Origin of the sequence: Marinobacter sediminum (genome assembly GCF_023657445.1) — a bacterium.
GTDB classification, from domain to species: Bacteria; Pseudomonadota; Gammaproteobacteria; order Pseudomonadales; family Oleiphilaceae; genus Marinobacter; species Marinobacter sediminum_A.
Genome location: NZ_JAGTWY010000001.1, coordinates 2,379,755 through 2,406,489 on the forward strand (window position 1 = coordinate 2,379,755; position 26,735 = coordinate 2,406,489).

The following is a 26,735-nucleotide window of genomic DNA, read 5'->3' on the forward strand; positions in this document are numbered from 1 at the left end:
CCCGTCTTAATCCTGACGGGCAGCCCATGACTGACTCTAGCGATAGCGATTATTCGAAACGGACGTCCTGGCGCAGGCTCACGATTTTCAGCCTGATCTTTATTGCCATGACGGCGGCAGGGCTTTATGCGGTCTACGACCGGTTTGCCGGGCGAAGTATTACCTTCGATCCTCAACTGATTGCCCCATCCACTCTGTTGATGGCGGGGCTTCTGCTGCTGGTGTATTTCGTTTCTGACGGGCTGCGCCTGCATTTCACACTGCGCGCCCTGGGGCACCGGCTTTCCTTCGGGGTGATCTTCCGTCTGGTTTTCATCAACCTGTTCTTTTCCAACGTCACGCCCATGGCGACGGGCGGTGGTTTTGCGCAGATCTGGTATCTGCACCGCCACGGCGTTCCCATGGGGCGGGCCACCGCCGCCACCACTATTCGGACCGTACTGGCGGTCATTTTCATTTTCTCGCTCACGCCGATTTTCCTGCTGACACTCGATGCCCTGAAGAACCACTCCGTTACCGGCAACATCGGCGTCGCGCTGGCGATTTTCATCACCCTCTACCTGGGGTTCTTTGCCATCCTCCTGTTTCGAACCCATTGGCTGATCGGCCCCCTGAGCCGTCTGCTCAACACCCTGCACCGACTGCACCTGATCGGCGAAAACCGGCACCAGCGCTGGCAGTTCAAGGCTCGCCGGGAAATGCTGCGTTTTTCCAGAAGCTTTGGCGACTACCTGCGTGGCCGCCCCTTGTTCGTGTTCCTTTCCATTCTTTTTACCGCAGTGTTCCTGTTGAGCCTGTTCAGCTTCCCGGCGCTGCTGATGCACAGCCTGGGTTATGACGTCGACTATCTGATTTCCGTCGGACTGCTGGTGGTGACCACGTTTATCATGTACTTCTCGCCGACCCCGGGGGCCTCTGGCATTTCAGAGGGTGTATTCGGCAGCTTCTTTCGCGATATCCTGTCAGGAAACCACCTGGTGCTGGTGACGGTGAGCTGGCGTTTGCTCACCATTTACCTGGGCATGATTGTTGGCCTGATCGTGCTGCAGAGGGAACTCGTTAAAGACCGCAGGACACCTGGATGATCTTCCGTAACCCGCTGAAACTGCTTTTCTATGTTTGCCTGTTAATCGTGATCCTGTTGGTGGGGTACAAGGCCTACCTCAATCTGTTCATGAAGGATTTCAAGGGCCTGCACACGGCCGAAGTTGAGCGGATTCACCAGAAAGTCAGCCCGGACAACCCGTTTTCATTTGCCGTGGTGGGCAACATCAATAACTCGATCGGTATTTTCGAGGAGCGCATGATTCCGGAGCTGCACGCGTCCGGAATCGACTTCCTGGTATCGGCAGGCAATGCCGTCAGTGGGGGCGGTGAAGACAAGTACCGGGCGCTTTATGGCAGCCTGAGTCACCTCACCATACCCTGGCTTCTGACGTTCGGCGCCCATGAGTATGAGGACTTTGGCAGTTTTCGCTTCTACGATCACTTCGGCCCCCATTTCTTCAGTATCCGGGCGGGTAGCAGCCGTCTGATCTTCCTGGACAGTACGGGTAAAACGCCCTGGAAATGGCAGATTCGCTGGCTCAACGACCTGCTGGCCCAGGACACCTCAAAGGCCCGCATTCTGTTTATCGGGCACCCGCCCCTGAAGCCGAAACAGGACCCGCCATTTGACCAGAAGGACGATTACCTGGAGCCTTCGGAATTCCGACAGGCCCTGCTGCGGGCGATCGACAAGCACAACGTGGATCTGGTGTTCTCGGCCAACCTGTCGATCTATTCCGAGGAAAAGCAGGGCAACGCGGAGTTCATCACCACGGGCGGCGCCGGTGGTCTTGTGCTTAACACCGACAGCAGTTTCTATCACTTTGTCCGGGTGGAAGTCGGGGCGGATGGCACGATCACCCACTCCCTGGAGCGCATGGAAGTTGGCCAGCACACGATCCTTAAACAGCTGGAAAGCCTCTGGCTCTTCATCTACTCGCTGCTGTATTCGGGCTACCTGAACTTTATCCTGATCTTGGCGGTGTTCGTCGCCATCACCATCAAGCTCTATACCACCATTTTTGTCGGTAAGGACTACTATCCGGATTATGATCTGGACCCTGCACCCTGGCTGGAAAAACCGCTCAGGGTGGTGATGTTTACCAACAACTATCTGCCGTTTATCGGCGGTGTCCCCATATCCATTGAGCGGCTGCGGCATGGGCTGGAGGCACTGGGAGACAAGATTCTTATCGTTGCCCCTCGCTATAAGGATCAGCCAGAGAACGAGGAACAGGTACTGCGAGTGCCCTCACTCCTGTCCATGGGCGAGAAACGGGAATTCAGGCTGGCGAATATTTTCCTGGCCCGTATACGCAAGGGCGTGAAAGCCTTTCGTCCCGATATTATCCATCTGCACCACCCGTTCTGGCTGGGCTCGCTGGGGCTGTTCATGGCCAGGGCACTCAAAGTACCGGCGATTTACACCTACCACACCCGGCTTGAGCACTACGCCCATTTCGTGCCACTGCCCGGCATGTTGTTCCGGAACCTGATTTCCCACGCACTGATCAAGCATTTCGCCAACAAGTGCGACGGGGTTATCGTGCCGACTTACTCCACGGAAGAATACCTGCGCATGATCGGCGTGAAGACACCAACGTTCGTGCAGCCTACCGGTATCGAATACCAGCGCTTTCAGGAAGTCAGCGAGGATGAGATCAAACAGCTGAGGGATAAGCTGAAGCTGGACACTGAGAAAGTCTTTGTCAGTGTGTCCCGCCTCTCCAACGAGAAGAACATCGATTTCATGATTGAGGCGATTGATGCCCTGCGCCATAAAACCGATGTGCCCTTCCGTTTTCTGATGATTGGCGACGGCCATCAACGGGACAGGCTGCAACACAAGATCGATGACCGGGGGCTGCAAAAACACTTCACGCTCGTGGGCGCCGTGCCACCGGAAGAGATGGCAATCTGGTACCGCCTGGGCGACGCCTTCCTGTTCGCGTCGAAGTCCGAGACCCAGGGCATGGTTATTCTTGAGGCCATGGCGGCTGGCATGCCCGTGGTAGCCGTGCGCTCCAGCGGCATTGATGATGTGGTCCGGCACGGGTTTAATGGTTTCAAGACACCCGAGAAGCAGGATCAGTGGGTTGAACAGGTCAGATACCTGCTGGAGGACGATGATCTGCGCCAGCAAATGGCCGGGCAGGCATTGGAATTCGCGCAGGACTTTTCTGTGGAACAATTCGCCCATGACGTCCGCACCATCTACGCCAATACGCTGGCCCTGGTGGACAAAAAACGGCACAAGCGTCGTCACAAATGAGGTTCACCTCCCGGGGCTGATCGGTTTAGACTGGAATCACGTATTACAAAGGCCTATTTATATTCCGGAGACTTTTACGTGAGCCATATCCCCGTTGGCATCAGCACCTGTCTGTTGGGCAAGGAAGTCCGCCATGACGGCGGCCATAAGCACTCCCGTTATTGCACACAGGTCCTTTCGAAACATTTCGAATTCCGCTCCATCTGTCCGGAACTGGAGGCGGGCCTTGGTGTCCCGCGCCCGGCCATCCACCTTCGGGAATATCCCGAGGGCATGCGGCTGATTGAAACCAGGGCGACCACCGATCACACCGACGCCATGCAAGACTTCATTGACCAGGTCATTCCCAGCCTGGCCAACCTGCGCGGCTATATCCTGATGGCCAAGTCACCCAGTTGTGGCATGGAGAGAATCAAGGTTCATAACGAGAACGGCCAGGTGACCCGGCGGGATGGTCGCGGCATGTTTGCTGAAGCGCTTATCAAGGCCTATCCGCTGATGCCGGTAGAAGAAGAAGGTCGGCTGAACGACAATATGCTCCGGGAAAACTTCATCGAACGGGTCTTCGCCTACGATGACTGGATACAGAATGTCGCTGGGGAGAACCTCTCTGCCAGAGCGCTGATCGAGTTCCACACCCGCCACAAATTCCAGTTGCTGGCTCACTCGGAAAAGGTCTATCGCCAGCTCGGCCCGATACTGGGCGATCTGAAATCCGAGCCACTGGAAGACATCGCTGAGCGCTACATCCATCTGTTCATGGACGCCATGAGCCGAAAGGTCAGCCGGGGCTCCCACATGAACGTCATGCAGCACCTGATGGGCTACCTGCGTGACTCCATGGGAGATGAGGACAGGAAGGTGCTGATAGAACAGATGGAGGCCTATCGCCGGGGAGAGGTGCCTCTGGTGGTGCCGATGACCCTGCTGCGCATGGCCCAGCGCCGGGAGCCGGTGGATTACCTCAACGCCCAGAAGTACCTGACGCCCTATCCAGACGAGCTGGGACTGCGTAACAGCGTCTGATCAGAATCCGTAGAGCAGTGACAGGGAGGTTTCCGTGTCGGTGTTCTCGAAGCCTGCAGGTGCATCTGACGCATGCTTGACCCGGAACGCGGCTTTCATGGACAGATTACCGACAACGCTGGCCTGCAGCGCAGTTTCAGATTCGGAAATGCTGTTGTTATCGTCCAGCCCGATCTCGGTACTCAGCTTCTGGCGGAACAGCGCGTTGTCCGACAGAGCATATTCGAACTGGCCGGCGAACCGGGCAATCGCCTCTTTCTCGGCATCGTCGCCCTCGGCGTTGACAGTGTCCAGTCTGTTATAGCGATAACCCAAACCGGCTGACAAATCCAGAAATGACCGTTCGCCCGACTGCCACAGCCGGTTACCGTAACCGGTGGTCACCGAAGACTCGAAGTCGTAGCCGGAGAAACGGTCATCTTCGTAGGCTCCGCGCAGGAACCAGTACTGGCGTTCATCAAACTTGTAGTCGGTTTCCACGGCCGCCCGGTATTGCTCGGCCGTGGTCTCGCTGTCGGTTTTCGAGTACTTGGAGCGGAGATCGCCGGTGTTTCGCCAGCGTTCAACTTCATGGGTCAGACCCAGCCGACCGTTGGCAATGGTTTCCTCGGTATTGCCAGAGGTAACCAGTACCCCCAGCTCCGCCTCGCCTTTCCAGTTATCGCTATCCTGCCCTTGCGCAAAGGGTGCGACAACCATGGCTGCAATGGCGACGCCTCGTCTTAAACCTGCCTGTCTCGACCCCATGAAAGCTCCTTTTATCTATAATCAGGCTCCTGCAGTTTTACGGGCTTTCTCACCAGCCAGACTCTTTTCTGCCTGGCGTTCCCGCTCTGCCTTCTTTCGGGCCTTGCGTTCAGCGATGAACCGAGCCGCTTCGCCACCGACATGCGCTTCTCCGCGCTGCTCGGCCAGTCGCATCTGACGCTCACGTTCTGCGAAGCGGGCTTTCTGCTCTTCCGTCAGTGAATCAATGCACTGATGGCAGCTCACGCCCTGCTCGTACTCCGGACGCTGTTTGTCTTCGTCGGTGATCGGGCGGCGGCAGGCGTGGCACTGGTCGAACTCGCCCCGCTCCAGGTTGTGGTTCACCGTTACCCGGTCATCAAAGACAAAGCACTCTCCGTGCCAGAGGCTTTGCTCTTCGGGAACATCTTCCAGATATTTCAGGATGCCGCCCTTGAGGTGATACACCTCTTCGAAACCCTGCTCCTTCAAGTACGCAGTCGACTTCTCGCAGCGAATGCCGCCGGTACAGAACATGGCCACCTTCTTGTGCTTTGACGGATCCAGGTTCTGCTTCACGTATTCCGGGAACTCGCGGAAGGTATCGGTGGAGGGGTTCACCGCATTTTTGAAGGTGCCGATCTCCACTTCGTACTGGTTACGGGTATCCACCAGCACCACATCCGGGTCTGAGATCAGGTCATTCCACTCTTTGGGATCGACATAAGTACCCACAATACGTTTGGGATCGATCCCGTCCACACCCATGGTGACAATCTCTTTCTTGAGCTTCACTTTGGTGCGTTTGAAAGGCTGGATGTCCACAAAAGACTCTTTGTAGTCGATGCCATCAAAACGTTCGTCACTGGAAATCCAGGCCTTGACGGCATCAATGCCTTCACGGCTGCCGGCGATGGTGCCATTGATGCCTTCACGTGCCAGCAGCAGGGTGCCGTGTACGTCCTTTTCCAGCATAAGGTCCAGCAGAGGCTGGCGAAGGGATTTGTAATCATTCAGGACTGCGAACTTGTAGAGCGCGCAGACAACAACGTTGTTGCTCATCAGTTTCTCCTGCGGGCCGGATCGTAAATCCGGAGCATGGGTTTGGTTATGGTCAAAGGCCGGGGCCAGAGAGGGCGCAAATTTTAACCAACTCTGGCTCACGATCAAGTGCGCATTGGCCGAAGTGGCTCACGCCGGGCCTTATTCGGCCTTGCTGGCCAGCTCACGCTCGACAACGGCTGACAGCTGCCCCCATCCGGGACGGGTCAACCGGATGTTGTCCACCAGCACCGTCGGTGTACTGGTCACTCTCAGCTGCATGGCAGTCCGGCGGCTCTGCTCGATATCCTCACGATGCAGTTCGGTGGTCATACAGCGGCGAAAACGGCGCTCCTCAAGGCCAAGGTCGTTCGCGTAGCGGGTGAAGGTTGCGACCGGATCGCCTGAACCGCTCCACTCTGTCTGCGAGGCAAAGAGGCGATCATGCATGTCCCAATAGGCATCCTGGTCACCGGCGCATCGCGCGGCCAGCGCTGCCGGCACGGCATTCTCGTGTTGCTGGAGCGGCAGATCAAAGTACACAAACCGGACTTTGCCCGCTTCCACGTATTCCTGTTTCAGCTGCTTGCTCGCATCGGAAAAGCGGCCGCAGGCGGGGCACTGATAATCCGCGAATTCCCGGACCACCACGGGTGCGTCTTCCGGACCGACCGAGACACCATACTGGTCCAGTTGCGCCGGAAATGGATCGGCACCGGGCGAGGCAACCGGGAGTTCATCGGATGTGGGTTCCGGCTCTGCTGTCAGGAAGGACAGGCCAATGACGACGAGGGCGAGCACCAGCACACTGACACCGATAATCATCGGCTTGTTGCTTTTGCGTTCCCGGGGTGGCGGTGCACCGGTTTCCTTGCGACGTTTTGCTTCACCCATCGTTGGGCTCCTTGTTGTTGGTAACTTGGATTTCCATAGACTCGCTAGCAGGCAACCATTTCTCAGGGCAACCAAGGCAGGCTAAGATCCTTTATATCTTACAAAAGTTCCAACAAAAATTAAGGAATACTCATGGCATTGCCCGCTTCTCTGCATGATTCCCTCTCACTGCCCCTGGTCGCCGCGCCAATGTTTCTTATTTCCGGCCCGGAGTTGGCCCTCGCCTGCTGCAAAGAGGGCATCGTGGGTAGCTTTCCGGCACTGAACCAGCGCACCAGCGAAGGCTTCGAAGCATGGCTTGAGCAGATGGACGAGGAACTCGACCACTTTCGCCAGCAAAACCCGGACACCACAGTGGCGCCCTATGCCGTCAACCTGATCGTGCACCGCACCAACCCCCGCTGGCAGGCGGATCTGGAGCTTTGCGTGAAGCACAGGGTGCCTATTATTATCACGTCGCTCGGGGCCGCGAGCCAGGTGGTAGATGCTGTGCACAGTTATGGCGGCCTGGTCTTCCACGATGTGACCAACCAGAAGCATGCCCGTAAGGCAGCCGAAGCCGGGGTCGACGGTGTTATTGCCGTCGCCGCAGGTGCCGGGGGGCATGCAGGCACCATCAACCCGTTTGTGCTGGTACACGAAATACGGGAAGTGTTCGACGGTACCGTGCTGCTAGCCGGCGGCCTTTCCCATGGTGAAGATCTGCTTGCGGCCCAGGCACTGGGTGCAGACCTTTCCTATATGGGCACACGTTTTATCAATACCCTTGAGTCCGAGGCGGAAGAGGCCTACCGCAATATGATTATCGAGGCTGTATCCGGAGACATCATCCACACGCCTGTTGTCTCCGGTGTGCCGGCCAGCTTTATGAGGCAGAGCCTGGAAGCCGCCGGTTTCCCGATGGACAAGCTGAACCAGGCTGGCGACATCAACTATGGGGAAAAACTGAAGCCGGTCGACGATGAGGCCAAAGCCTGGAAGACGGTCTGGTCTGCCGGCCAGGGGGTCAGCCAGATTCACGACGTGCCGAGCGTCCAGGCACTGGTCGGTCGGCTTAAACGGGAGTATGACGAAGCCCGTTCCCGGGTGTTGGGATAAGCGTGGGGGAGCCCGCAACCGGGCTCCCCTGATCCGTTCACACCCGGAACTGTGAGGCCTTGGCCTGAAGTGCTGCCAGCAACTCACCAATCTGGTGGCTGGCGTTGTCGGAGCGATGGATGGCTTCCACCGTGATTTCAGAGGAGCGGGCAATGTCCTCCACGCTGACACTGACTTTCCCGGCATGCCTGCCTTCTTCCTCTGCAACAGACGAAATCGTCAATGCTCGCTCCTGAAGCCCGCCAAGCAGGGTGTTGATCTGTTCAAAGTGATCATCGGCCCGACGGAATTCCGCAGATGACTCTGCTACCTGTCCCGAGACCTGATCAATCACCGAGACCGCCTGCCGACTACCCTGTTGCAGACGCTCAATAATGGCCTGAATCTCGGTGGTGGATTCCTGGGTGCGGCTGGCCAGAGTCCGGACCTCGTCAGCCACGACGGCAAAGCCACGACCGGACTCTCCGGCCCGAGCCGCCTCAATCGCGGCATTCAGTGCCAGCAGGTTGGTCTGCTCTGCGATGGATCCGATAACGGAGAGTACCGAGTTGATTTCCGTACTCTGGTTATTCAATTCATTGACTGCCGCAACAGCCTCCTCAACATTGCGTACCACTCGATCAAGCCGGTCACGGACATCCCGGGAAATTTCCGCTGTTGCCTCACTTTCTGCGCTGACGGTCTGAACCGAGCTGGCCACTTCCTGAATGCTGTCGGCAACTTCGGCGATACTGCGGGACATCGTAGCCATGGTTTCCGACACATCGGCCACATCCTGTTGCTGATGATTGACGGCAGAGACTGCGTCACGACTGATCTCACCCTGTGCTTGCGCCTGCCCGGCAGCCGACTCGGCCGAGGCTTTGACATCGGACACCAGCTCCTGAATACGGGCGATGAACTGATTCATGCCCCGGGCCATTTCCGTAAGCTCATCCTTGCCCTTGAGTGACACCCTGCGGGTCAGATCGGCCTCACCATCGGCGATGTTCCAGATTGCCGAACTCAGACGCAGTACCCGGGGCAGCAACCCGCCACCCAACACTGCGGCCACCAGAACAATCAGAATAATCACAGAGCCGATCGCCAGAATCGAGAGGTTGGCCGCAAGGCTGGAGGCCTCCTGGTTCAGCGCTTCAACGGTCTCTTGAATCCGCGCCTGGGTTCCGGCGTCCATGTCAGATAATTGCTGCTGGAGGCGTTGATTGACCTGCTCCGTTTCCGCCGCCAGCGTCTGTCTCGATGCATCAATGCTACCCGCAATGGTGCCGCTGAAATCTTTCTCCAGTTGGGCCAGATCCTGGCTGATACCCTCGAGAGACAAGCCGAGCTTCAGCTGACCGATGGATGAGCCCTGAGGTTTGATGTCGGCGGTCACGATTACCACATTGGGGTCACGGCTTGCCGCGTCCAGGACCCGATTCGCCGCACCGCGACCCTCACCCTGATCCATTAAGGTGCGTACCCGGTCATCCGTGCGATCGACATAGCGGGTCATGCGCTCGCCGTACTGGTCATAATAAATGGCGAACAGGACCGATTCCCGGGCATCGGCAAGCTCTACCAGATCGGTCAGCCGGGGCACGTCCCGGTCCCAGATCAGGGGCGCTGCAACCGACGCCAGCACATTCGCCAGCCCCTGTGCCTCCGCCATCACCGCGGAGCGGACATTGCTGGCCACACGCTCCTGCTGTTCGGTCTGCTGGCTCGTCAATTCCGCTGCCAGCTCATCAATGGTCTTCTCCCGCATGGTCTGCAGGCGACCCCGGACATCTTCGCGGGTCTCTCCAAAGGACGCGCTGACCTGCTGGCTACTGGCTTCAAGGGCCGAACCGGCGGTTGCAACCAGCCGTTCTACCTGACTGGAAATCAGCCACTGGCTGACCACCACCTGAACCAGTCCCGCTACTACGAGGATGAGGAAAACAGGTCTGAGGAGGCGGCTTGAGGTCAGCCGCCTGAGAAAACGAAATGACATACGGACTCCGCTAGCGTGTGTGCTTCATGCATCCTGCACAACCATTAGCAGCATCCCTGCGAAGCTTTGTCCGTATGTATAGCAAAACCCGGGCCCGAAAGGGGCGGTTTTATGTACGGGTTTTGTAGTTAGTCATCGTCCCTGCTTTCGAGTTCGATTTCGGCGGCAGTGAAGTTCGGTGCCGTCCCTTCGTAATTTACTTCAAGTACCGGGGTCTCTCCCTGATCAAACAGATCTATGATTTCAGTCTGAGAGTCGTCTTTAAAGCTCGCAGGGCCTGCGTCGACGACTATTCCCAGTACCGAAATCGACGTCGGGGAAATGTCTCGCAAGCGCCCTTCGAGCTCATACTGACTGAGCTCATCCTGATCGGCATTTTCATCATCTACCTCTACCTTGAGAGCCTCGATGAAAACCTGAGAGTCCTGAACTGTTTCAATACCTTCCACCTCGACAACCCGCAGCTCCTGAGGTAACTCGGAAAAGGAAATACCGGGACCATCTTCAATCCGTATGGTGCTGGCAGGCGTCACCCGTACCTCAACACCACCCACGATAAACGTATTATCAGCAGCTGAAGAGATGACACCCTTGACCTTGGCATTGCCATCCCGAAGCTCAATTTCCTCAGCCTCGACAACCGTATCTGAAAGGAACCGGCCCTCCACCTGAACCAGCAGCCCCTCTGTGAGATCCGACAGGGTCAGGTTGTCCTCCAGCTCCGTGGTGTCCGTCACCCGCACCGTGAGGTTACCGATGGTGAACTCACCCGGCAGTGTGCCGGTACCAGAAGCGGTATAGGGCGAATCGATTGTCGCGGTATATTCAACATCTTCGGCGTTATCCCGGCTAAAGCGGCGAGCGTCGTCCCGATCTATCGAAACAGCGGTCAGCACAGTGCCGGCAAGACTCCCCTCCACCTCCAGGGCCGTCACCGAATCCAGGTCCGCCTCGGCCAATCCGGAGCCGAAAGAAACGTTGTCCTCATCGTACTCAACGGTAATCGTTCCGATAGTAAACTGGTTCAGTTCCGTATCTACCGCTGAGACGGTGCCTTCAAGCTCAACATCAGTCAGATCCGGTGGGATGGTTCCAAGGTATCCGGCCCGATAGGAACCATCTGCCTGACGCCAGGCACTGATCCGCACATGGTCACTTATTGGAATCCCGCTGAGCAGTCCGGCAAACGTTGTGCCCCGCACGACGGTCTGGCGATCAACACGCACCACCTGCCCCATAACAGTAACAGTGACAAACTCGCCGGCACCTGAGGGGTCCGGAGTCAATTGATCGATTGGGCCCCGGAGGGTGTCGTCGTAGCTGAGTTCGTCAGCCGTTCCCAGACCATCATCACGCCATTCCCCTGTCACCCTGAGAATCATGCCTTCGCTAAGAGCGGATTCGGTGGTGATGCCATCGTTGCTTTCTACAGCGCGGTTGGGGATGCCGTCGGTTGAAAATTCCACGCCATTAACAAACACACTCCCAAAGCCGGAAACCGGACCAACGCTCGACCCTGTGCCCCGGATGCCTCCGTCTGCAACATCAAGGCCGCCGCCTCCGGCGCCACCACAGGCAGAAATCACACCGAAGGCAACCGTACCGGTTGCCAGCCCGAAAACACGATTGCGGAATTGCCGTTTCATACCTTTTCTCTCCCTGTCCGGCATTCCGGGCCGGTATTGGTCATGCAATACGATTGCGGCACGAGCGCGACTAGTCCGCGCCCCTGTCCTTGGGCGAGGGCTCTTCAAAGAAGAAAATGCTCACGCCCGTTCGAATAGACTCCCCGGACTCAGTGCCGGTCTTTTCCCCCGATATATCGCGGTCGTGCGGGCCAAGCCATTTGTCCAGCTGTTCCAGCAATACCTGGGACTGGGCTGCCGCGTGGAGGCGCCAGCGCTCCATCACTTCCGGGGGAATGTTGTTATAGGTCAGGGTTCTCTGGAAAAGCGGAGGCTGACCGGATTCGTCACTGACCAGGTTATGATCAATTGTCGCTATGAGGTCCGATACGTCTTCGCCAAAGATCTGCAGCATTTCATCGCTGTCTCCGGCGGGAACATAGGCTCTTTGCTGCAGTCTCAGCCAACCTGAATCCCCTTCTACCCTGACCACACCGACCCGGAGCAATTCATCGAGTACGGCCCGGGGCGGCATATCACCGCTGTACCGTTTCACCAGCTCGCTGAAACTCCGGGGCCCGTCGAAGGCCAGCATGGCTGGCTCGCCGTCTTCGGCCTGAAACACTGCATCGTGGACCCATCCGGAAACCACCCGGGACGCCCGGTTGGCATGGAGCGTAACGCACGCCCCGGCATGCTCCCCTGCCAGGACTTCTCTCTGACGCTTGACCTCCTTACGGGTCAGTCCGGTCATCACCGCCGCACGGGAGTCTGTGGGCTTTCGGCGGCCGTCGGCAAAGTCTTCCAGGGCAGCTTCCACGTAGGCTCGCTTAACCAGCTCGGAAAACTCGCCAAAGGGAATGCCGTTCCTCAGCAGCAACCTTGCTAAAGGGCGCAAAATGCGGAACAGCGCTTGATGCAGGGGATTGGTCTTTTTCATCTTTGGGATTGTATTCCCATAGCTACACTGAAACCAGAGATACACTCCCGACCCTATGACGGGAGTGTATTGGTAAGATCACCTCAATCGTCTGCACCGTCCAGTTCGATCTGAGTAATCACATAGTCGCCACCGGCAGTCTTTCGGTAATCGACTTCCACGGCCGTGCCGACACTAAACTGATCGAGGCTACCGAGGCTGCCTGCCATTAACTCGAGACCCAGAACCGTGATGGAGCTGCTGTTGTTTGCGCTCACCCTGCCGTCCAGTTCGAACTCCGTATCGGCATCATCACGCTCAACGCTGACGGCTTCCAGGGTGTTGTCTTCGGCCCGGAAACGACCTTCAACTTCCACATAATCCCCGACTCCGAGGGATTCCAGATCGGTGGTCCGCAGACGGCTGTCATCGTCATCATCTTCGATGATCGTACTGGTGGTCAGGGCCACGGTTACGCCTCCGACTACCAGGGTCTCGTTCGCACGGTCGATAGACTCTATCGCGGCTTCCACTTCAGAATCACTGTCCCGTGGCTCGATCTCCCGAGCTACCAGAACATTCTGGTCGTTAAAGCTGCCCTCAACCTTAACCAGGAGCCCGGCAGTCAGCTCGGCCTCCTGCAGTCCATCCTTGAACTCCGTGCCGTCGACCAGGACTGTCACACCATTGAGAGTGAATTGGCGGGCAGTGTCATCGTATGGACCTTCAATGGCGCCCTGTATCTCGACGTTGCCTGCCAGACCGAAAAAATCATCTTCATCGTCGATCTTCTGGGCAACCAGAACACCATTTTCCAGGTAACCTTCAGCTTCCACGCCCAGTCCGTCATTGATCCGGTCCAGGGAAAAATCATCGTCCGCAACTGCGCTGGTGTAATCCACCTGCAAGCCATTGATGGTAAAGGTCTGGGCGGCACTGGAATGGTTGGCCACCACGCCTTTGACCTCAACTTCAAACTCATCGTCAAAGCGGATTCCGGTACTGACGCCAACCGCACCAACAAAACTGGCCCTGAAGTCACCGTTGGCCAACGACCACGCGCTGATTCGCACCCTGTAACCGGTCGGGTTCGCCGCCAGCTCTGTCGGGGTCGCTCCCCGAAATACGGTCTGGCCATCCAACAGCACCGATAGTCCCGCAACTGTCAGCTCGCCGGTACCGCTAGCCTCATCCCAGGTGGCGGCCTGCAAGGGACCACGCAGTGTATCGTCGTATTCGATCTCTGTGGCCTTGCCTTCGCCACTGTCGTCCCAGCTACCACTGACTTTCACGATCATGCCTTTTTCGAGCTGACCCTCACGCTCAAAGCCATCATCACTCTTTACACTGCCGCTGGTTTCAAAACGGGTGCCGTTGACATACACACTGCCAAAACCGGAAACCGCACCCACGCTGGTTCCGGAGGAGGTATCCGTGGTTCCAGCACCACTGGAACCACCGCCACCGCAGGCCGCAAGAGCTCCCGCCAATGCACCGGTCATGGCCAACTTCACTGCTAAGGACAAAGGTTTGCGATTCATCGTTCTTCTCCAGGATCAATCTTGAGTCTGCAGGCAGTCACCATGGCCGCCCCTTTTGTGGGATTATTTTCCCATTTCTTATTTGGGAATTTAATCCCATTTTTTGGGATTGTCCAGTTTTTGATCATGAAAATAAGTGAACTTTCTGGCACTGTGGACGTAAAGCTTTGAACACACGACCAAAACACAGGTTCAGAACAATGCTGGGATTTTTGAAAGGCGACCCGAAAAAGAAACTGCAGAAAGCATACGAAGACAAGCTCGCCAAGGCGCTGAATGCCCAGCGCAATGGCGACCTGAGAACTCACGGCACCCTGATGGAGGAAGCGGAAAAGATCTACGCGGAGATTCAGGCGCTGGAAGAAAAGAATTAATCGGGGGAGCGATTACTCCCCCATTAACTGCCGTATTCGATGATTGAGCCTTGCCACCTCCCGGCGCATGTCCTCAACCTCATCGAGTAACTCCAGAGACATGGCGAGCCCGGGCAGATTCATTTTCAGATCACGCTGCAGGCGCATGGCTTTCCGGAGCCGGCTCAGGGCTTCCACATCGAAGTGCCATTGCCCGGCCTGCGACATATCTTCCAGTGGCGCGATGATGCCATAGTCAACCAGCTTGATAACGAATTCGGCATGGCACTCGCCACGCTCACAGATTTCACGCAAGGTGAAGGTGCTGCCGTCCTGGTCAGTCACCTCTACCGTCAGAATATGGTCTTGCTTGCTCATCCCTTACTCCCGCTCACACGTGAAGCTTGCTGCGTGGATTGAAGTTCTTCTCTGCCTCGGCCAGCTGTTCATATAGCTTTTCAGCCTCCGGGCTGTGTGTCTCGGGCATGGCAACCTGGATGATAACGATCTGATCCCCCGGGTGCTTGCCTGGCAAGCCCTTACCCTTGAGCCTGAGCTTGCGGCCACTGGTGGAGCCTTTTGGCACCTTCACATTCACCTTCGAGCCAACCGTGGGCACTGTGACTGTTGCACCAAGGGCCGCCTCCCAGGGCGCCACCGGTACCGTGACCATGACATCACGGCCTTCAACGGTGAAATGTGGATGCGGCGCGAACTCTACTTCAATAAACAGATCGCCCGGTTCACCACCGCCAATTCCCGGGGCCCCCTGGCCTTTCAGACGAATGTGCTGCCCCTCGCGCATGCCGGAGGGAATCTTTACGTTCAGGGTTTTCTGGCGCGGGATAACCCGGCCGTGCTCGTCAGCCTCGTGTACGCCAAAGGACACCTGCTTTTCGCAGCCATGGAAGGCTTCCTCAAGGAACAGGGCAATCCTGGCGTGCACGTCTTCGCCGCGCATTTTCATATTCTGACGGAAGCCGCTGCCGCCAAAGCCGCCGGAAGCTCCTCTCCGACGGCCCCCACCAAAGATCTCCTCAAAGAAATCACTGAACTGGCCGGCATCGGCTTCGGTATACCCTCCGCCACCAAAGCCGGAGGCACTCTGCCAGCCCGGTGGCGGCTCGAAGGAACCATCACCCTTGGCGCCGTACTTGCGCAACTGGTCGTATTCAGCTCGTTTTTCGGGGTCTTTCAGTACCTCGTAGGCCTCACCCAGATCCTTGAATTTGGTGTCGGCATCTTCCTCTTTGCTGACGTCGGGATGGTATTTCCGGGCCAGCTTACGGTAAGCCTTCTTGATCTCCTCGGGAGAGGCAGACTCGCTCACACCGAGCACGGCGTAATAGTCTTTAAAATCCATTCTGGTCCTCACCACTGGTTAACGGTTGCGAGCAATTTGCTCGTTGGCTACCCACTATATTTGATGAGGTTTGGGAAATTACAAGGCTGGAGTTGTTCTGACTTGAGGTAGATCAGGCTTCACAGATATATCGTAGGCACTAACAAATTGGGGCGGAGGCCCTGCTCAAAACTGTCTGTGGCCACAGATGGCCACAGCCAAGCCCTACAGGGATGTACTTGTGGGCGTGTTTTGAACAGGGTCTCCGCCCCAATTGAACTCCGCAACTATCAGGCTACGGAGATATCGCACTCCGAAATTTACTTAACCTTCGGATCGAGCTCACCAGCAGCGTAACGCTCGAACATGCGCTCCAGGTTCACCGGCTTGATCTTGCTGGCATTACCGGCAGTCCCGAACGCCTCGTACCGGGCGACGCACACATCGGTCATGGCCTTCATGGTTGCCTTCAGGAATTTACGCGGGTCAAACTCCGCCGGGTTCTCGCTCAGGAAGCGACGAACCGCACCAGTGCTTGCCAGACGCAGGTCGGTGTCGATGTTGACCTTGCGAACGCCGTGCCTGATACCTTCAACAATTTCCTCAACCGGGACACCGTAGGTTTCCGGGATTGCGCCGCCGTATTCGTTGATGATTTCCAACCACTCCTGGGGCACTGAGCTCGAACCGTGCATGACCAGATGGGTATCCGGAATACGGGCATGAATGGCCTTGATCTGGTCGATGGCCAGGATGTCACCCGTGGGCGGACGGGTGAACTTGTACGCGCCGTGGCTGGTGCCGATAGCGATGGCCAGGGCATCTACCTGGGTTTTCTTGACGAAGTCAGCAGCTTCTTCCGGATCGGTCAGCATCTGGCTGTGGTCCAGGGTACCTTCCGCACCGATGCCATCTTCTTCACCGGCCTGGCCAGTTTCCAGGGAGCCCAGACAACCCAGCTCGCCTTCCACGGAAACACCACAGGCATGGGCCATCTCTACGGTGCGACGGGTTACGTCGACGTTGTATTCGTAGTCGGTCGGCGTTTTGCCATCTTCACCAAGGGAGCCGTCCATCATAACGGAGCTGAAGCCGAGCTGGATGGAACGCTGGCAAACGGATGGGCTTGTGCCGTGATCCTGGTGCATAACCACCGGGATGTGCGGAAATTCTTCGACGGCCGCAAGGATCAGGTGGCGCAGGAACGGCGCACCAGCGTATTTGCGGGCACCGGCGGATGCCTGGACGATCACCGGGGAGTCGGTCTTGTCAGCCGCTTCCATGATGGCGCGCATCTGCTCAAGGTTGTTTACGTTAAAGGCTGGCACACCGTAACCATGCTCGGCGGCATGATCCAGCATTTGCCGCATCGAAATCAGGGCCATGGGTAGTCTCCTTCGTCTAGACGTTGATTAATCGAATATGGTGTAAGTTCTTACGCGCCGCGATCTTCCAATACTGCAACTGCTGGCAGGGTTTTGCCTTCCACAAATTCCAGGAACGCGCCACCGCCAGTGGAGATATAGGAGATTTTGTCAGCAACGCCGTACTTGTCAACGGCGGCAACCGTGTCGCCACCACCGGCCAGGGAGAAAGCATCGCTTTCGGCGATGGCTTCAGCCAGCGCCTTGGTGCCATTACCGAACTGGTCGAACTCGAAGACACCAACCGGGCCATTCCAGAGAATGGTTTTGGCGTTCTTGAGCAGATCGGCGAACTTGCCCGCAGTCTCGGGACCTACGTCGAGGATCATGTCGCCTTCCGCCACGTCCGAAATCTTCTTGGTGGTGGCCGTTGCGGTTTCCGCGAATTCACTGGCAACCACCACATCGACCGGCAGCGGGATCTCTACCCGGGAGGCGATCTCTTTTGCGGTCTCTACCAGATCATGCTCGCACAGGGATTTGCCGACAGGATGACCAGCAGCGGCCAGGAAGGTGTTGGCAATACCGCCACCCACGATGATCTGATCGCAAACGTTTTCAAGAGCATTGAGCACGTCAAGCTTGGTAGAAACCTTGGAACCGCCGACGATGGCAACGACCGGCTTGGCCGGGTTGTCGAGGGCTTTACCAAGAGCCTCCAGTTCAGCCGCCAGCAGCGGGCCGGCGCAGGCTTCCGGGGCAAAACGGGCGACGCCATGGGTGGAAGCCTGGGCGCGGTGTGCGGTGCCGAAGGCGTCCATCACGTAAACATCACACAGAGCTGCGTATTGTTTGGCCAGTGTTTCGTCGTCTTTCTTTTCGCCCTTGTTGAAACGAACGTTTTCAAACAGCACCACTTCGCCGTCAGCCACGTCTACGCCGCCCAGATAGTCCTTGATCAGGCGAACTTCCTGGCCAAGGACTTTGGTGAGATGCTCGGCTACCGGCTTCATGGAGGATGCGTCGTCGTACACGCCCTCTTCCGGACGGCCCAGGTGGGACATCAGCATGACCTTGGCTCCGGCTTCTTTGGCGGCCTTGATGGTCGGCAGCGAGGCACGGATGCGGGCGTCGCTGGAAACTTTGCCGTCCTTGACCGGCACGTTCAGGTCTTCGCGAATAAGCACTCGCTTGCCGGCGAGATTGAGGTCGGTCATTTTCTTGATGGCCATAACGTTCGTCCCTTCAACAAAATTTCAGATTAGGAATGTTTGGTTAGCCAGCTTTCACTGACGTCGAGCAGCCGGTTCGCGAACCCCCACTCGTTATCAAACCAGCACAATACTTTCACCATGGTGCCGCCGGTTACCCGGGTCAGACCACCATCAACAACGCCGGAATGGGCATCGTGATTAAAATCGGAGCTGGCCAGCAGTTCATCGGTGTAGCCGAGAATGCCTTTCAACGGGCCATTGGCGGCCTCGTTCAGAAGCCTGTTAACGGCTTCCACGTCGGTGCTTTCGCGAACGTTGACCACCATGTCGATCGCGGAGACATTCATGGTCGGTACGCGCATGGCTACGGAGCTGAACTTGCCTTCCATGTGCGGAAGGAGCCTCTCGATGCCACGGGCGAGCCCCGTATCTACCGGCACGATGTTATGGAGGGCGCTGCGGGTGCGGCGTAAATCCTGGTGATGATAGGCGTCAATCACCGGTTGGTCGTTCATGGCGGCGTGGATAGTGGTGGTACTGCCCGCTTCAACACCAAAGGCCCGATCCAGCTCACGAATGACCGGCACAAGGCAGTTCGTGGTACAGGAACCGGCAGCTACGATTCTGTCATTGGCGGACAGGTCGGCTTCGTTGATACCGAATACCACCGTACGATCCACATCCGACTCGGCCGGCTGGGAAAACAGCAGTCTCCTGGCTCCTGCATCAAGGTGCTTCTGCGCAGTCGCCCGATCCGAATAGGCTCCGGAGCATTCCAGCACCAGATCCACATCCAGCAGTCCCCAGGGCAGGTCGGCGGGATCCGAATGCCGAAGCACACGAATTGCATCACCATTCACAACCAGATCCCGCTCCTGCACTGCGATATCGCCGCGGAAACGACCGTGGGTGGAGTCATAACGGGTAAGGTGAGCAATGGTGTCGATATCCGAAAGCTCGTTAATCGCGACCACCTGCAGGTGATCGCGAAAACCGTTTTCGTATAGCGCGCGCAACACGCACTGGCCGATCCGGCCATACCCGTTTATCGCGATGCGAAAGGGCGCGGATTCTGTCATCACGCTTCCAGCAGTTCGCCGGCCACTTCCAGAATATTTTCGATGGTGAAGCCGAACTCCTTGAACAGCTCACCCGCCGGTGCAGACTCACCGAACGTGGTCATGCCAATCACACGACCATCAAGGCCAACATACTTGTACCAGTAATCAGCAATAGCGGCCTCAATGGCAATGCGGTTGGTGACTTCCAGCGGCAGAACCTTCTGCTTGTATTCAGCGCTCTGGGCTTCGAATACGTCAGTGGACGGCATGGATACAACACGAACCTTCGTGCCCTGCTCACGCAGTTTGGCAGCGGCGTCCTGGGCCAGGGCCACTTCCGAACCCGTGGCAATCAGAATCAGATCCGGCGTGCCTTCACTGTCTGACAGAATATAGGCACCTTTCGCCACATCGGCCAGCTGCTGGGCATCACGCGCCTGAGCCGGCAGGCCCTGACGGGAGAAGACCATGGCCGTGGGACCGTCGGTCCGCTCAAGCGCAGCTTTCCAGGCCACCGCGGATTCGACCGTGTCAGCCGGGCGCCAGGTGCTCATGTTCGGAGTAGTACGCAGGCTGGCCAGCTGCTCGACCGGCTGGTGCGTCGGGCCATCCTCGCCCAGACCAATGGAGTCGTGGGTAAAGACAAAGATGGAACGCTGCTTCATCAGTGCCGCCATACGAACGGCGTTACGGCAGTATTCCATGAAGATCAGGAAGGTGGCGCCGTAGGGTACGAAACCGCCGTGCAGGGCGATGCCATTCATAATGGCCGCCATGCCGAACTCACGGACGCCATAGTAGATGTAGTTGCCGCTGGCGTCTTCCCTGGCTAAGCCCTTGGTGTCATTCCAGATAGTCAGGTTGGAGCCGGCCAGGTCAGCCGAGCCGCCCATCAGTTCCGGCAGCAACGGGCCATAGGCATTCAGGGTGTTCTGGGAGGCCTTGCGGCTGGCGATGGTTTCGCCCTTGTCCTGACACTCCTGAATGTAAGCCTGAGCTTTTTCGGAGAAATCGGCAGGCAGTTCGCCGGCCATACGGCGCTTGAATTCAGCCGCCAGTTCCGGCTCGGCCTGCTCGTAGGCGGCGAATTTCTGTTCCCACCCGGACTGAGCTGCAGCACCTTTCTCACGTGCATTCCAGGCGGAAGCAATCTCGGCCGGAATTTCGAACGGGCCGTACGCCCAACCCAGTTGTTCACGGGTCAGTGCAATTTCATCATCACCCAGCGGAGCACCGTGACAGCTTTCCTTGCCCTGCTTGTTCGGGGAACCGAAACCGATCACGGTCTTGCAGCAAATGATAGTGGGCTGCTCGGTGTTGGCGCGACCAGCTTCAATAGCGGCGCGGATGGCATCGGCGTCATGACCGTCAACCGCCGGGATGACCTGCCAGCCGTACGACTCGAAACGCTGCGGGGTGTTATCGGTAAACCAGCCGTCTACGTCGCCGTCAATGGAGATGCCATTGTCGTCGTAAAAGAGGATCAGCTTGCCAAGACCCAGGGTGCCGGCCAGTGACGACACTTCGTGGGAGATACCTTCCATCAGGCAGCCATCGCCCAGGAAGGCATAGGTGTAGTGATCCACGATGTCGTGCCCCGGACGGTTGAACTGGGCTGCCATGGCCTTCTCGGCGATCGCAAAACCAACCGCATTGGCAATGCCCTGGCCCAGGGGACCGGTGGTCGTTTCAACACCCGGGGTGTAACCGTACTCGGGGTGTCCAGGAGTCTTGGAGTGCAGCTGACGGAAGTTCTTCAGATCATCGATGGAAACGTCATAACCGCTCAGGTGCAGCAGGGAATACTGCAGCATGGAGCCATGACCGTTGGACAGCACGAAGCGGTCGCGGTTAGCCCACTGAGGGTTGGCCGGGTTATGGCTCAGGTAATCGTTCCACAACACCTCGGCGATATCCGCCATACCCATGGGCGCACCCGGATGGCCGGACTTGGCTTTCTGAACCGCATCCATGCTCAGCGCGCGAATGGCGTTGGCGAGATCTTTACGAGACGGCATTGACGTTTCTCCAGTGTTTATCGGGGGACAAAAAGGGGCTGATCAAAAATAAGGCGCGTATTTTCACCGATTACTGTGTGCCGGGGCAAATCGGTATGACGCTATTAGCGGAATATCCCACTGTGGATTCCCGAAGGGTCTGATTTCAAAGAATGATAAATCTATATCAAAATTTTTTGATATGGCTATTGATTGACCATCAGAACCCCCCTACACTTCTCGACCATGACATCCATGAATGCACACGCGAACCAACTGTCCCCAGTGGACGCCCTGGCCCCCATCTTTAAAGCGAGTGGCGATCCATTGCGCCTGGAGATTCTGCGTGTGCTTCGCCGGGACACCTTCGGCGTGCTGGAGCTCAGCCAGTTGTTCGACATGCGCCAGTCGGGCATGAGCCATCACCTGAAGGTCATGCACAAGGCTGGCCTGCTGGAGCCACAGCGCGAGGGCAACGCCATTTTTTATCGCCGCCCCCTGCATCTGGATAGCGACAGGCTGACGGACCAGACCATTCGTCAGATCTTTGAAACCGTGGACAGGCTGCCGTTGCCGGCACCTCTGCAGGAAAAAATCGAGGCTATCCGGACCAAGCGGGCGGCTCAGTCCCAGGTCTTCTTTGCCCGCCATGCGGAACAGTTTCGCGAGCAACAGGAACTGATTGCGGCGTTCGACCTGTATGCCGACCCGGCGGCGAAACTGCTGCGCAAACGGGCTGCCAAACAATCATGGCAAACCACCCTGGAAATCGGTCCGGGCGAAGGTGCTTTCCTGAAAGTGCTGTCGGAGCTGTCCAACCATGTGGTTGGTCTGGACAACAGCCGGGACATGCTGGCCAAAGCCACTCGCACCTGTATCGACCAACGGCTGAATAATGTTGACCTGATTGAGGGCGTTACCGACACCCTGCTGGCCCGCGGAGATGCCTTTGATCTGGTGGTCGCGAACATGGTGCTGCACCACGTGCCCAGCCCCGCGGACATCTTTCTGGACGCCGCAGCCCTGATGAACAACGGCGGCTGTTTCGTGATCAGCGAACTGTGCAGCCATGACCAGGACTGGGCCAAGGAAAATTGCGGCGACCTCTGGCTCGGCTTTGAACCGGAAGAGCTGACGGCCTGGGCGGCAGAATCCGGACTGACCGCCGGAGAACAACTGTTTATCGGCCTGCGCAACGGCTTTCAGGTGCAGGTCCGGGAATTCTGGAAGACAACAGCCCGCTCCTGAATCGGGGTGGCGAAAAGGAATATCAAAAATTTTTGATATGGGTGTAAGTAATTTTACGTATACCCGCACAACATCAACAACGCGGTCGTCGGTACCTGTCATTTCTGACACCCACCGACACGAATATGAATCGCTCACAAAGGAGCAAACTTATGTCTGACTACAGCATCTTTACTTCCGAGTCGGTATCCGAGGGACACCCGGACAAACTGGCGGACCAGATCTCCGACGCGGTACTCGATACCATCCTGGCCGACGACCCGCATGCCCGGGTTGCCTGCGAAACCATGGTAAAAACCGGCGTTGCCATCGTGGGCGGTGAGGTAACCACCAGTGCGTGGGTGGATCTGGAAGATCTGGTGCGCGGCGTCATCAAGGACATCGGTTACACCTCCTCTGAAGTAGGCTACGACGGCGACACCTGTGGCGTCATCAACATCATCGGCAAACAGTCTGTGGACATCGCCCAGGGCGTTGACCGCAAGAAACCCGAAGACCAGGGCGCCGGCGATCAGGGCCTGATGTTTGGCTATGCCAGCAACGAGACCGATGTTCTGATGCCAGCTCCGATCACCTTCGCCCACCGCCTGGTCGAGCGTCAGGCCGAAGCCCGCAAGAGTGGCCTGTTGCCGTGGTTGCGTCCGGATGCCAAGAGCCAGGTAACCTGCAGCTACGAGAACGGCCGGGTTTCCGGCATTGATGCGGTTGTCCTGTCCACCCAGCATGATCCCGACGTTACTCAGGAAGACCTGAAAGACGCAGTGATGGAACTGATCGTCAAGAACGTGCTGCCTGCCGAGCTGCTGCACAAAGGCACACAATTCCACATCAACCCGACCGGCAAATTCGTGATCGGTGGCCCGGTCGGTGACTGTGGCCTGACCGGCCGCAAGATCATCGTTGACACCTACGGCGGCATGGCCCGTCACGGTGGCGGCGCATTCTCTGGCAAGGACCCGTCCAAGGTTGACCGTTCTGCCGCCTACGCCGGCCGTTACGTTGCCAAGAACCTCGTTGCGGCGGGTCTGGCCGACAAGTGCGAGATCCAGGTGTCCTACGCCATCGGCGTGGCACAGCCAACGTCTATTTCCGTGAACACCTTCGGCACCGGCAAGATCGGCGACGACAAGATCATCCAGCTGGTTCGCGAGCACTTCGATCTGCGTCCCTACGCGATCACCAACATGCTCGACCTGCTGCACCCGATGTACCGGGCAACCGCAGCGTATGGCCACTTCGGCCGTGAGCCTTTCGAAATGACCGTCGGCGGCAAAACCTTCACCGCGTTTCCGTGGGAAAAGACAGACCGCGCTGCTGCATTGAAAGACGCCGCTGGTATCTAATTTTTTTCCGGGCGTATTCCCATCGGGATACGCCCCACCTTTTTATAGAACTGACAGGAGAACACCCATGAGCACTCCGGCAGAAAAACTGAACAATTTTGACGACTACAAAGTCCGCGACATCTCCCTGGCCGGCTGGGGCCGCAAGGAAATCAGCATCGCAGAAGGCGAGATGCCTGCCCTGATGGCCCTGCGTGAAAAGTACAAGGCCGAGCAGCCGTTGAAAGGCGCCAACGTGATGGGCTGCATCCACATGACCATCCAGACCGCCGTACTGATCGAAACACTGATCGAGCTGGGCGCTGACGTACGCTGGTCCTCGTGCAATATTTTCTCCACCCAGGATCAGGCTGCTGCTGCCATCGCGGCCCAGGGTATTCCGGTCTTTGCCTGGAAAGGCGAAACCGACGAAGAGTACGACTGGTGCCTCGAGCGCACCGTTGGCGCTGACGTGGACGGCTGGGAGCCGAACATGATCCTTGACGACGGCGGCGACCTGACAGCCCTGCTGCACGAGAAGTATCCGGAAATCCTGGGCAACTGCCACGGCGTGACCGAAGAAACCACGACGGGCGTGCACCGCCTGCAGGAAATGCTGCGTGAAGGCACCCTGAAGGTTCCGGCCATCAACGTGAACGATGCCGTCACCAAATCCAAGAACGACAACAAGTACGGCTGTCGCCACAGCCTGAATGACGCCATCAAGCGCGCTACAGACCACCTGTTGTCCGGCAAGAAAGCACTGGTTATCGGTTATGGCGACGTCGGCAAAGGCTCCGCCGCCTCCCTGCGTCAGGAAGGCATGATCGTCAAGATTACCGAAGCCGACCCGATCTGCGCCATGCAGGCGTGCATGGACGGTTTCGAAGTGGTGTCTCCGTACCTGGACGGCGTGAACACCGGCACCGAAGCCGGCGTCGACAAGGCCCTGCTGCAGAACACCGACCTGCTTGTCACCACCACCGGCAACATGAACGTGTGCGACGCGCACATGCTCAAGGCCCTGAAGTCCGGCGCTGTCGTGTGCAACATCGGTCACTTCGACAACGAGATTGACACCGCTTACATGCGCAAGAACTGGGAGTGGGACGAGGTAAAACCGCAGGTGCACGTTGTTTACCGCGACAAGGCCACCAACGATCACCTGCTCCTGCTGTCTGAAGGGCGCCTGGTAAACCTTGGCAACGCCACCGGCCACCCGTCACGGATCATGGACGGCTCCTTTGCCAACCAGGTACTGGCGCAGATGTATCTGTTCGAGCGCAAGTTCGCTGACCTGCCGGAAGATGCCCGCAGCAAGGGTGTTTACGTCCAGGTTCTGCCGAAGCACCTCGATGAAGAAGTGGCTCGCGCCATGGTGGAAGGTTTTGGTGGCGTTATGACCACGATGACTCCCGAGCAGGCCAAATACATCGGTGTACCGGTCGAAGGCCCGTACAAGCCGGAAAGCTACAAGTACTGATCGGATACGACGATGCAAAGCCAGAAACAGTTCAAGCGCCGCTTCAGCTTTGAGTTTTTCCCACCCAAGACCGACCTGGGCAAGGAAAAACTACAGAATGTGCGTAACCAGCTGGCCGAGGTGAACCCGGATTTCTTTTCGGTCACCTTCGGCGCTGGAGGCTCCACCCGCGAGCGTACCATTGAGACCGTGCTCAACTTGCACAACCAGGGCATATCCACCGCCCCCCACCTTTCCTGCGTGGGCGGCACCCGCCAGGAAATCGGTGAGCTGCTGGATGTCTACAAGGAGAACGGTATCAACCGCATCGTCGCCCTTCGGGGTGACATGCCTTCGGGCATGGGCGCAGCCGGTGAACTCCGTTACGCTAACGAGCTGGTGGAGTTTATTCGCGAGCACAGCGGCGACACCTTCAACCTGGAAGTGGCAGCCTACCCTGAGTTTCATCCCCAGGCCCGCAACGCCGAGGAAGATCTGCAGAACTTCGCCCGCAAGGTGAAGGCTGGTGCCAACAGCGCCATTACCCAGTATTTCTTCAATGCGGACAGCTACTTCTATTTCATTGACCGTCTGGAAAAGATGAACGTTACCATTCCGGTGGTACCCGGCATCATGCCCATCATCAACTTCTCCAATCTGGTCCGCTTCTCGGACATGTGCGGTGCAGAAATCCCGCGCTGGATTCGCAAGCAGCTCGAAGCCTACGGCGACGACAGCGACTCCATCCGAAAGTTCGGTGAGGAAGTAGTCACCGAGATGTGTGAGAAGCTATTGAAGGCAGGCGCGCCGGGCCTGCATTTCTATACCCTCAATCAGGTTGAGCCCAGCATCAACATCTGGAAAAACCTGGGCATCAGTGAGCGGGAGAAGATTGCTTTCTGATAAACCCTGTGGTGTCGGATTACGGCCCTTTCGGGCCTAATCCGACCTACACCCCAAGCCGATCTACCAGCCCCCTTGCAACCTCCTCATCGTAGGTTGGATCAGTTCCGGAGGGACGTAATCCGAAAATACGTCCTTACCCCTGCCTCTCCTCCAAGCATTTGATTTCCTGTGTTCATCTGCGTAATAGTCTAAAATATATGTGATGCAGTTCCATCAACGCTCCCCGGAGATCGCAGTCAACAGCAGCGATTGGTCCGGCTTGCCTTACCGGGCAATTGGAGCCTCATAAGAAAGAAAAG

The 26,735-nt window shown here is 57.4% G+C and carries 22 protein-coding genes; 9 read left to right on the forward strand and 13 right to left on the reverse strand.

Annotated elements, in window-relative coordinates:
* Nucleotides 1–26: 26 nt before the first annotated feature.
* From KFJ24_RS11375 to KFJ24_RS11385, 3 genes are all read left to right on the forward strand, one after another.
* Entirely contained in the window at nucleotides 27–1,085 is a 1,059-nt protein-coding gene (locus KFJ24_RS11375; RefSeq protein WP_250831205.1) for a lysylphosphatidylglycerol synthase transmembrane domain-containing protein, read from the forward strand.
* On the forward strand, nucleotides 1,082–3,319 hold the full coding sequence (locus KFJ24_RS11380) for a glycosyltransferase (RefSeq protein WP_250831206.1): 2,238 nt from the start codon (nucleotides 1,082–1,084) through the stop codon (nucleotides 3,317–3,319). The genes KFJ24_RS11375 and KFJ24_RS11380 overlap by 4 nt, the downstream gene beginning before the upstream one ends.
* A gap of 78 nt (nucleotides 3,320–3,397) precedes the next feature.
* Nucleotides 3,398–4,345 carry a YbgA family protein gene (locus KFJ24_RS11385; protein ID WP_250831207.1) on the forward strand — a complete coding sequence of 316 codons (948 nt, stop codon included), beginning with the start codon at nucleotides 3,398–3,400 and terminating at the stop codon, nucleotides 4,343–4,345.
* Here KFJ24_RS11385 and KFJ24_RS11390 read toward each other — a convergent pair whose 3' ends face one another.
* The 3 genes from KFJ24_RS11390 to KFJ24_RS11400 form a co-directional block, all read right to left on the reverse strand.
* The gene (locus KFJ24_RS11390) at nucleotides 4,346–5,092 is read right to left on the reverse strand and encodes a DUF481 domain-containing protein (RefSeq protein WP_250831208.1); all 747 of its coding nucleotides are present in this window, start codon (nucleotides 5,090–5,092) and stop codon (nucleotides 4,346–4,348) included.
* Nucleotides 5,093–5,113: 21 nt separating this feature from the next.
* The gene (locus KFJ24_RS11395) at nucleotides 5,114–6,133 is read right to left on the reverse strand and encodes a rhodanese-related sulfurtransferase (protein ID WP_250831209.1); all 1,020 of its coding nucleotides are present in this window, start codon (nucleotides 6,131–6,133) and stop codon (nucleotides 5,114–5,116) included.
* A 141-nt stretch (nucleotides 6,134–6,274) separates the two neighbouring features.
* On the reverse strand, nucleotides 6,275–7,006 hold the full coding sequence (locus KFJ24_RS11400; protein ID WP_250831210.1) for a DsbA family protein: 732 nt from the start codon (nucleotides 7,004–7,006) through the stop codon (nucleotides 6,275–6,277).
* 132 nt (nucleotides 7,007–7,138) lie between these two features.
* Between KFJ24_RS11400 and KFJ24_RS11405 the strand changes: the two genes are divergently transcribed.
* Entirely contained in the window at nucleotides 7,139–8,104 is a 966-nt protein-coding gene (locus KFJ24_RS11405; RefSeq protein WP_250831211.1) for an NAD(P)H-dependent flavin oxidoreductase, read from the forward strand.
* A gap of 37 nt (nucleotides 8,105–8,141) precedes the next feature.
* Here KFJ24_RS11405 and KFJ24_RS11410 read toward each other — a convergent pair whose 3' ends face one another.
* From KFJ24_RS11410 to KFJ24_RS11425, 4 genes are all read right to left on the reverse strand, one after another.
* Complete coding sequence (locus tag KFJ24_RS11410) at nucleotides 8,142–10,082, reverse strand: methyl-accepting chemotaxis protein (protein WP_250831212.1); 1,941 nt, start codon at nucleotides 10,080–10,082, stop codon at nucleotides 8,142–8,144.
* A gap of 128 nt (nucleotides 10,083–10,210) precedes the next feature.
* Nucleotides 10,211–11,728 carry a DUF5666 domain-containing protein gene (locus tag KFJ24_RS11415; RefSeq protein ID WP_250831213.1) on the reverse strand — a complete coding sequence of 506 codons (1,518 nt, stop codon included), beginning with the start codon at nucleotides 11,726–11,728 and terminating at the stop codon, nucleotides 10,211–10,213.
* Nucleotides 11,729–11,798: 70 nt separating this feature from the next.
* Nucleotides 11,799–12,647: a DUF6502 family protein gene (locus KFJ24_RS11420; RefSeq protein WP_250831214.1), complete on the reverse strand. Its 849-nt coding sequence runs from the start codon at nucleotides 12,645–12,647 to the stop codon at nucleotides 11,799–11,801.
* A gap of 83 nt (nucleotides 12,648–12,730) precedes the next feature.
* Complete coding sequence (locus tag KFJ24_RS11425; RefSeq protein ID WP_250831215.1) at nucleotides 12,731–14,167, reverse strand: DUF5666 domain-containing protein; 1,437 nt, start codon at nucleotides 14,165–14,167, stop codon at nucleotides 12,731–12,733.
* Between the two features lie 200 nt (nucleotides 14,168–14,367).
* On the opposite strand from KFJ24_RS11425, the gene KFJ24_RS11430 reads away from it, so the two are divergent.
* Entirely contained in the window at nucleotides 14,368–14,541 is a 174-nt protein-coding gene (locus KFJ24_RS11430; RefSeq protein ID WP_250831216.1) for a DUF6435 family protein, read from the forward strand.
* A gap of 12 nt (nucleotides 14,542–14,553) precedes the next feature.
* Here the strand turns inward: KFJ24_RS11430 and KFJ24_RS11435 are convergent, their stop codons facing one another.
* From KFJ24_RS11435 to tkt, 6 genes are all read right to left on the reverse strand, one after another.
* Complete coding sequence (locus KFJ24_RS11435) at nucleotides 14,554–14,898, reverse strand: chaperone modulator CbpM (protein ID WP_250831217.1); 345 nt, start codon at nucleotides 14,896–14,898, stop codon at nucleotides 14,554–14,556.
* A gap of 13 nt (nucleotides 14,899–14,911) precedes the next feature.
* Complete coding sequence (locus tag KFJ24_RS11440) at nucleotides 14,912–15,883, reverse strand: DnaJ C-terminal domain-containing protein (protein WP_250831218.1); 972 nt, start codon at nucleotides 15,881–15,883, stop codon at nucleotides 14,912–14,914.
* 299 nt (nucleotides 15,884–16,182) lie between these two features.
* Entirely contained in the window at nucleotides 16,183–17,247 is a 1,065-nt protein-coding gene (gene fba, locus KFJ24_RS11445) for a class II fructose-bisphosphate aldolase (protein WP_250831219.1), read from the reverse strand.
* A 50-nt stretch (nucleotides 17,248–17,297) separates the two neighbouring features.
* Nucleotides 17,298–18,458 (reverse strand): phosphoglycerate kinase, encoded by a 1,161-nt coding sequence (locus KFJ24_RS11450; protein ID WP_250831220.1) that lies wholly within the window; start codon nucleotides 18,456–18,458, stop codon nucleotides 17,298–17,300.
* Nucleotides 18,459–18,487: 29 nt separating this feature from the next.
* Nucleotides 18,488–19,519, reverse strand: coding sequence for a type I glyceraldehyde-3-phosphate dehydrogenase (locus KFJ24_RS11455; protein WP_250831221.1), 1,032 nt, complete (start codon nucleotides 19,517–19,519; stop codon nucleotides 18,488–18,490).
* Nucleotides 19,519–21,519 (reverse strand): transketolase, encoded by a 2,001-nt coding sequence (tkt, locus tag KFJ24_RS11460; RefSeq protein WP_250831222.1) that lies wholly within the window; start codon nucleotides 21,517–21,519, stop codon nucleotides 19,519–19,521. The genes KFJ24_RS11455 and tkt overlap by 1 nt, the downstream gene beginning before the upstream one ends.
* A 225-nt stretch (nucleotides 21,520–21,744) precedes the next feature.
* Between tkt and KFJ24_RS11465 the strand changes: the two genes are divergently transcribed.
* The 4 genes from KFJ24_RS11465 to metF all read left to right on the forward strand — a co-directional run bounded on the left by KFJ24_RS11465 (nucleotide 21,745) and on the right by metF (nucleotide 26,433).
* The gene (locus KFJ24_RS11465) at nucleotides 21,745–22,746 is read left to right on the forward strand and encodes an ArsR/SmtB family transcription factor (RefSeq protein ID WP_250832624.1); all 1,002 of its coding nucleotides are present in this window, start codon (nucleotides 21,745–21,747) and stop codon (nucleotides 22,744–22,746) included.
* A gap of 152 nt (nucleotides 22,747–22,898) precedes the next feature.
* The gene (gene metK / locus KFJ24_RS11470) at nucleotides 22,899–24,089 is read left to right on the forward strand and encodes a methionine adenosyltransferase (RefSeq protein WP_250831223.1); all 1,191 of its coding nucleotides are present in this window, start codon (nucleotides 22,899–22,901) and stop codon (nucleotides 24,087–24,089) included.
* 67 nt (nucleotides 24,090–24,156) lie between these two features.
* Entirely contained in the window at nucleotides 24,157–25,551 is a 1,395-nt protein-coding gene (gene ahcY, locus KFJ24_RS11475) for an adenosylhomocysteinase (RefSeq protein ID WP_250831224.1), read from the forward strand.
* 12 nt (nucleotides 25,552–25,563) lie between these two features.
* Nucleotides 25,564–26,433 (forward strand): methylenetetrahydrofolate reductase [NAD(P)H], encoded by an 870-nt coding sequence (gene metF / locus KFJ24_RS11480; RefSeq protein WP_250831225.1) that lies wholly within the window; start codon nucleotides 25,564–25,566, stop codon nucleotides 26,431–26,433.
* Nucleotides 26,434–26,735 lie beyond the last annotated feature (302 nt).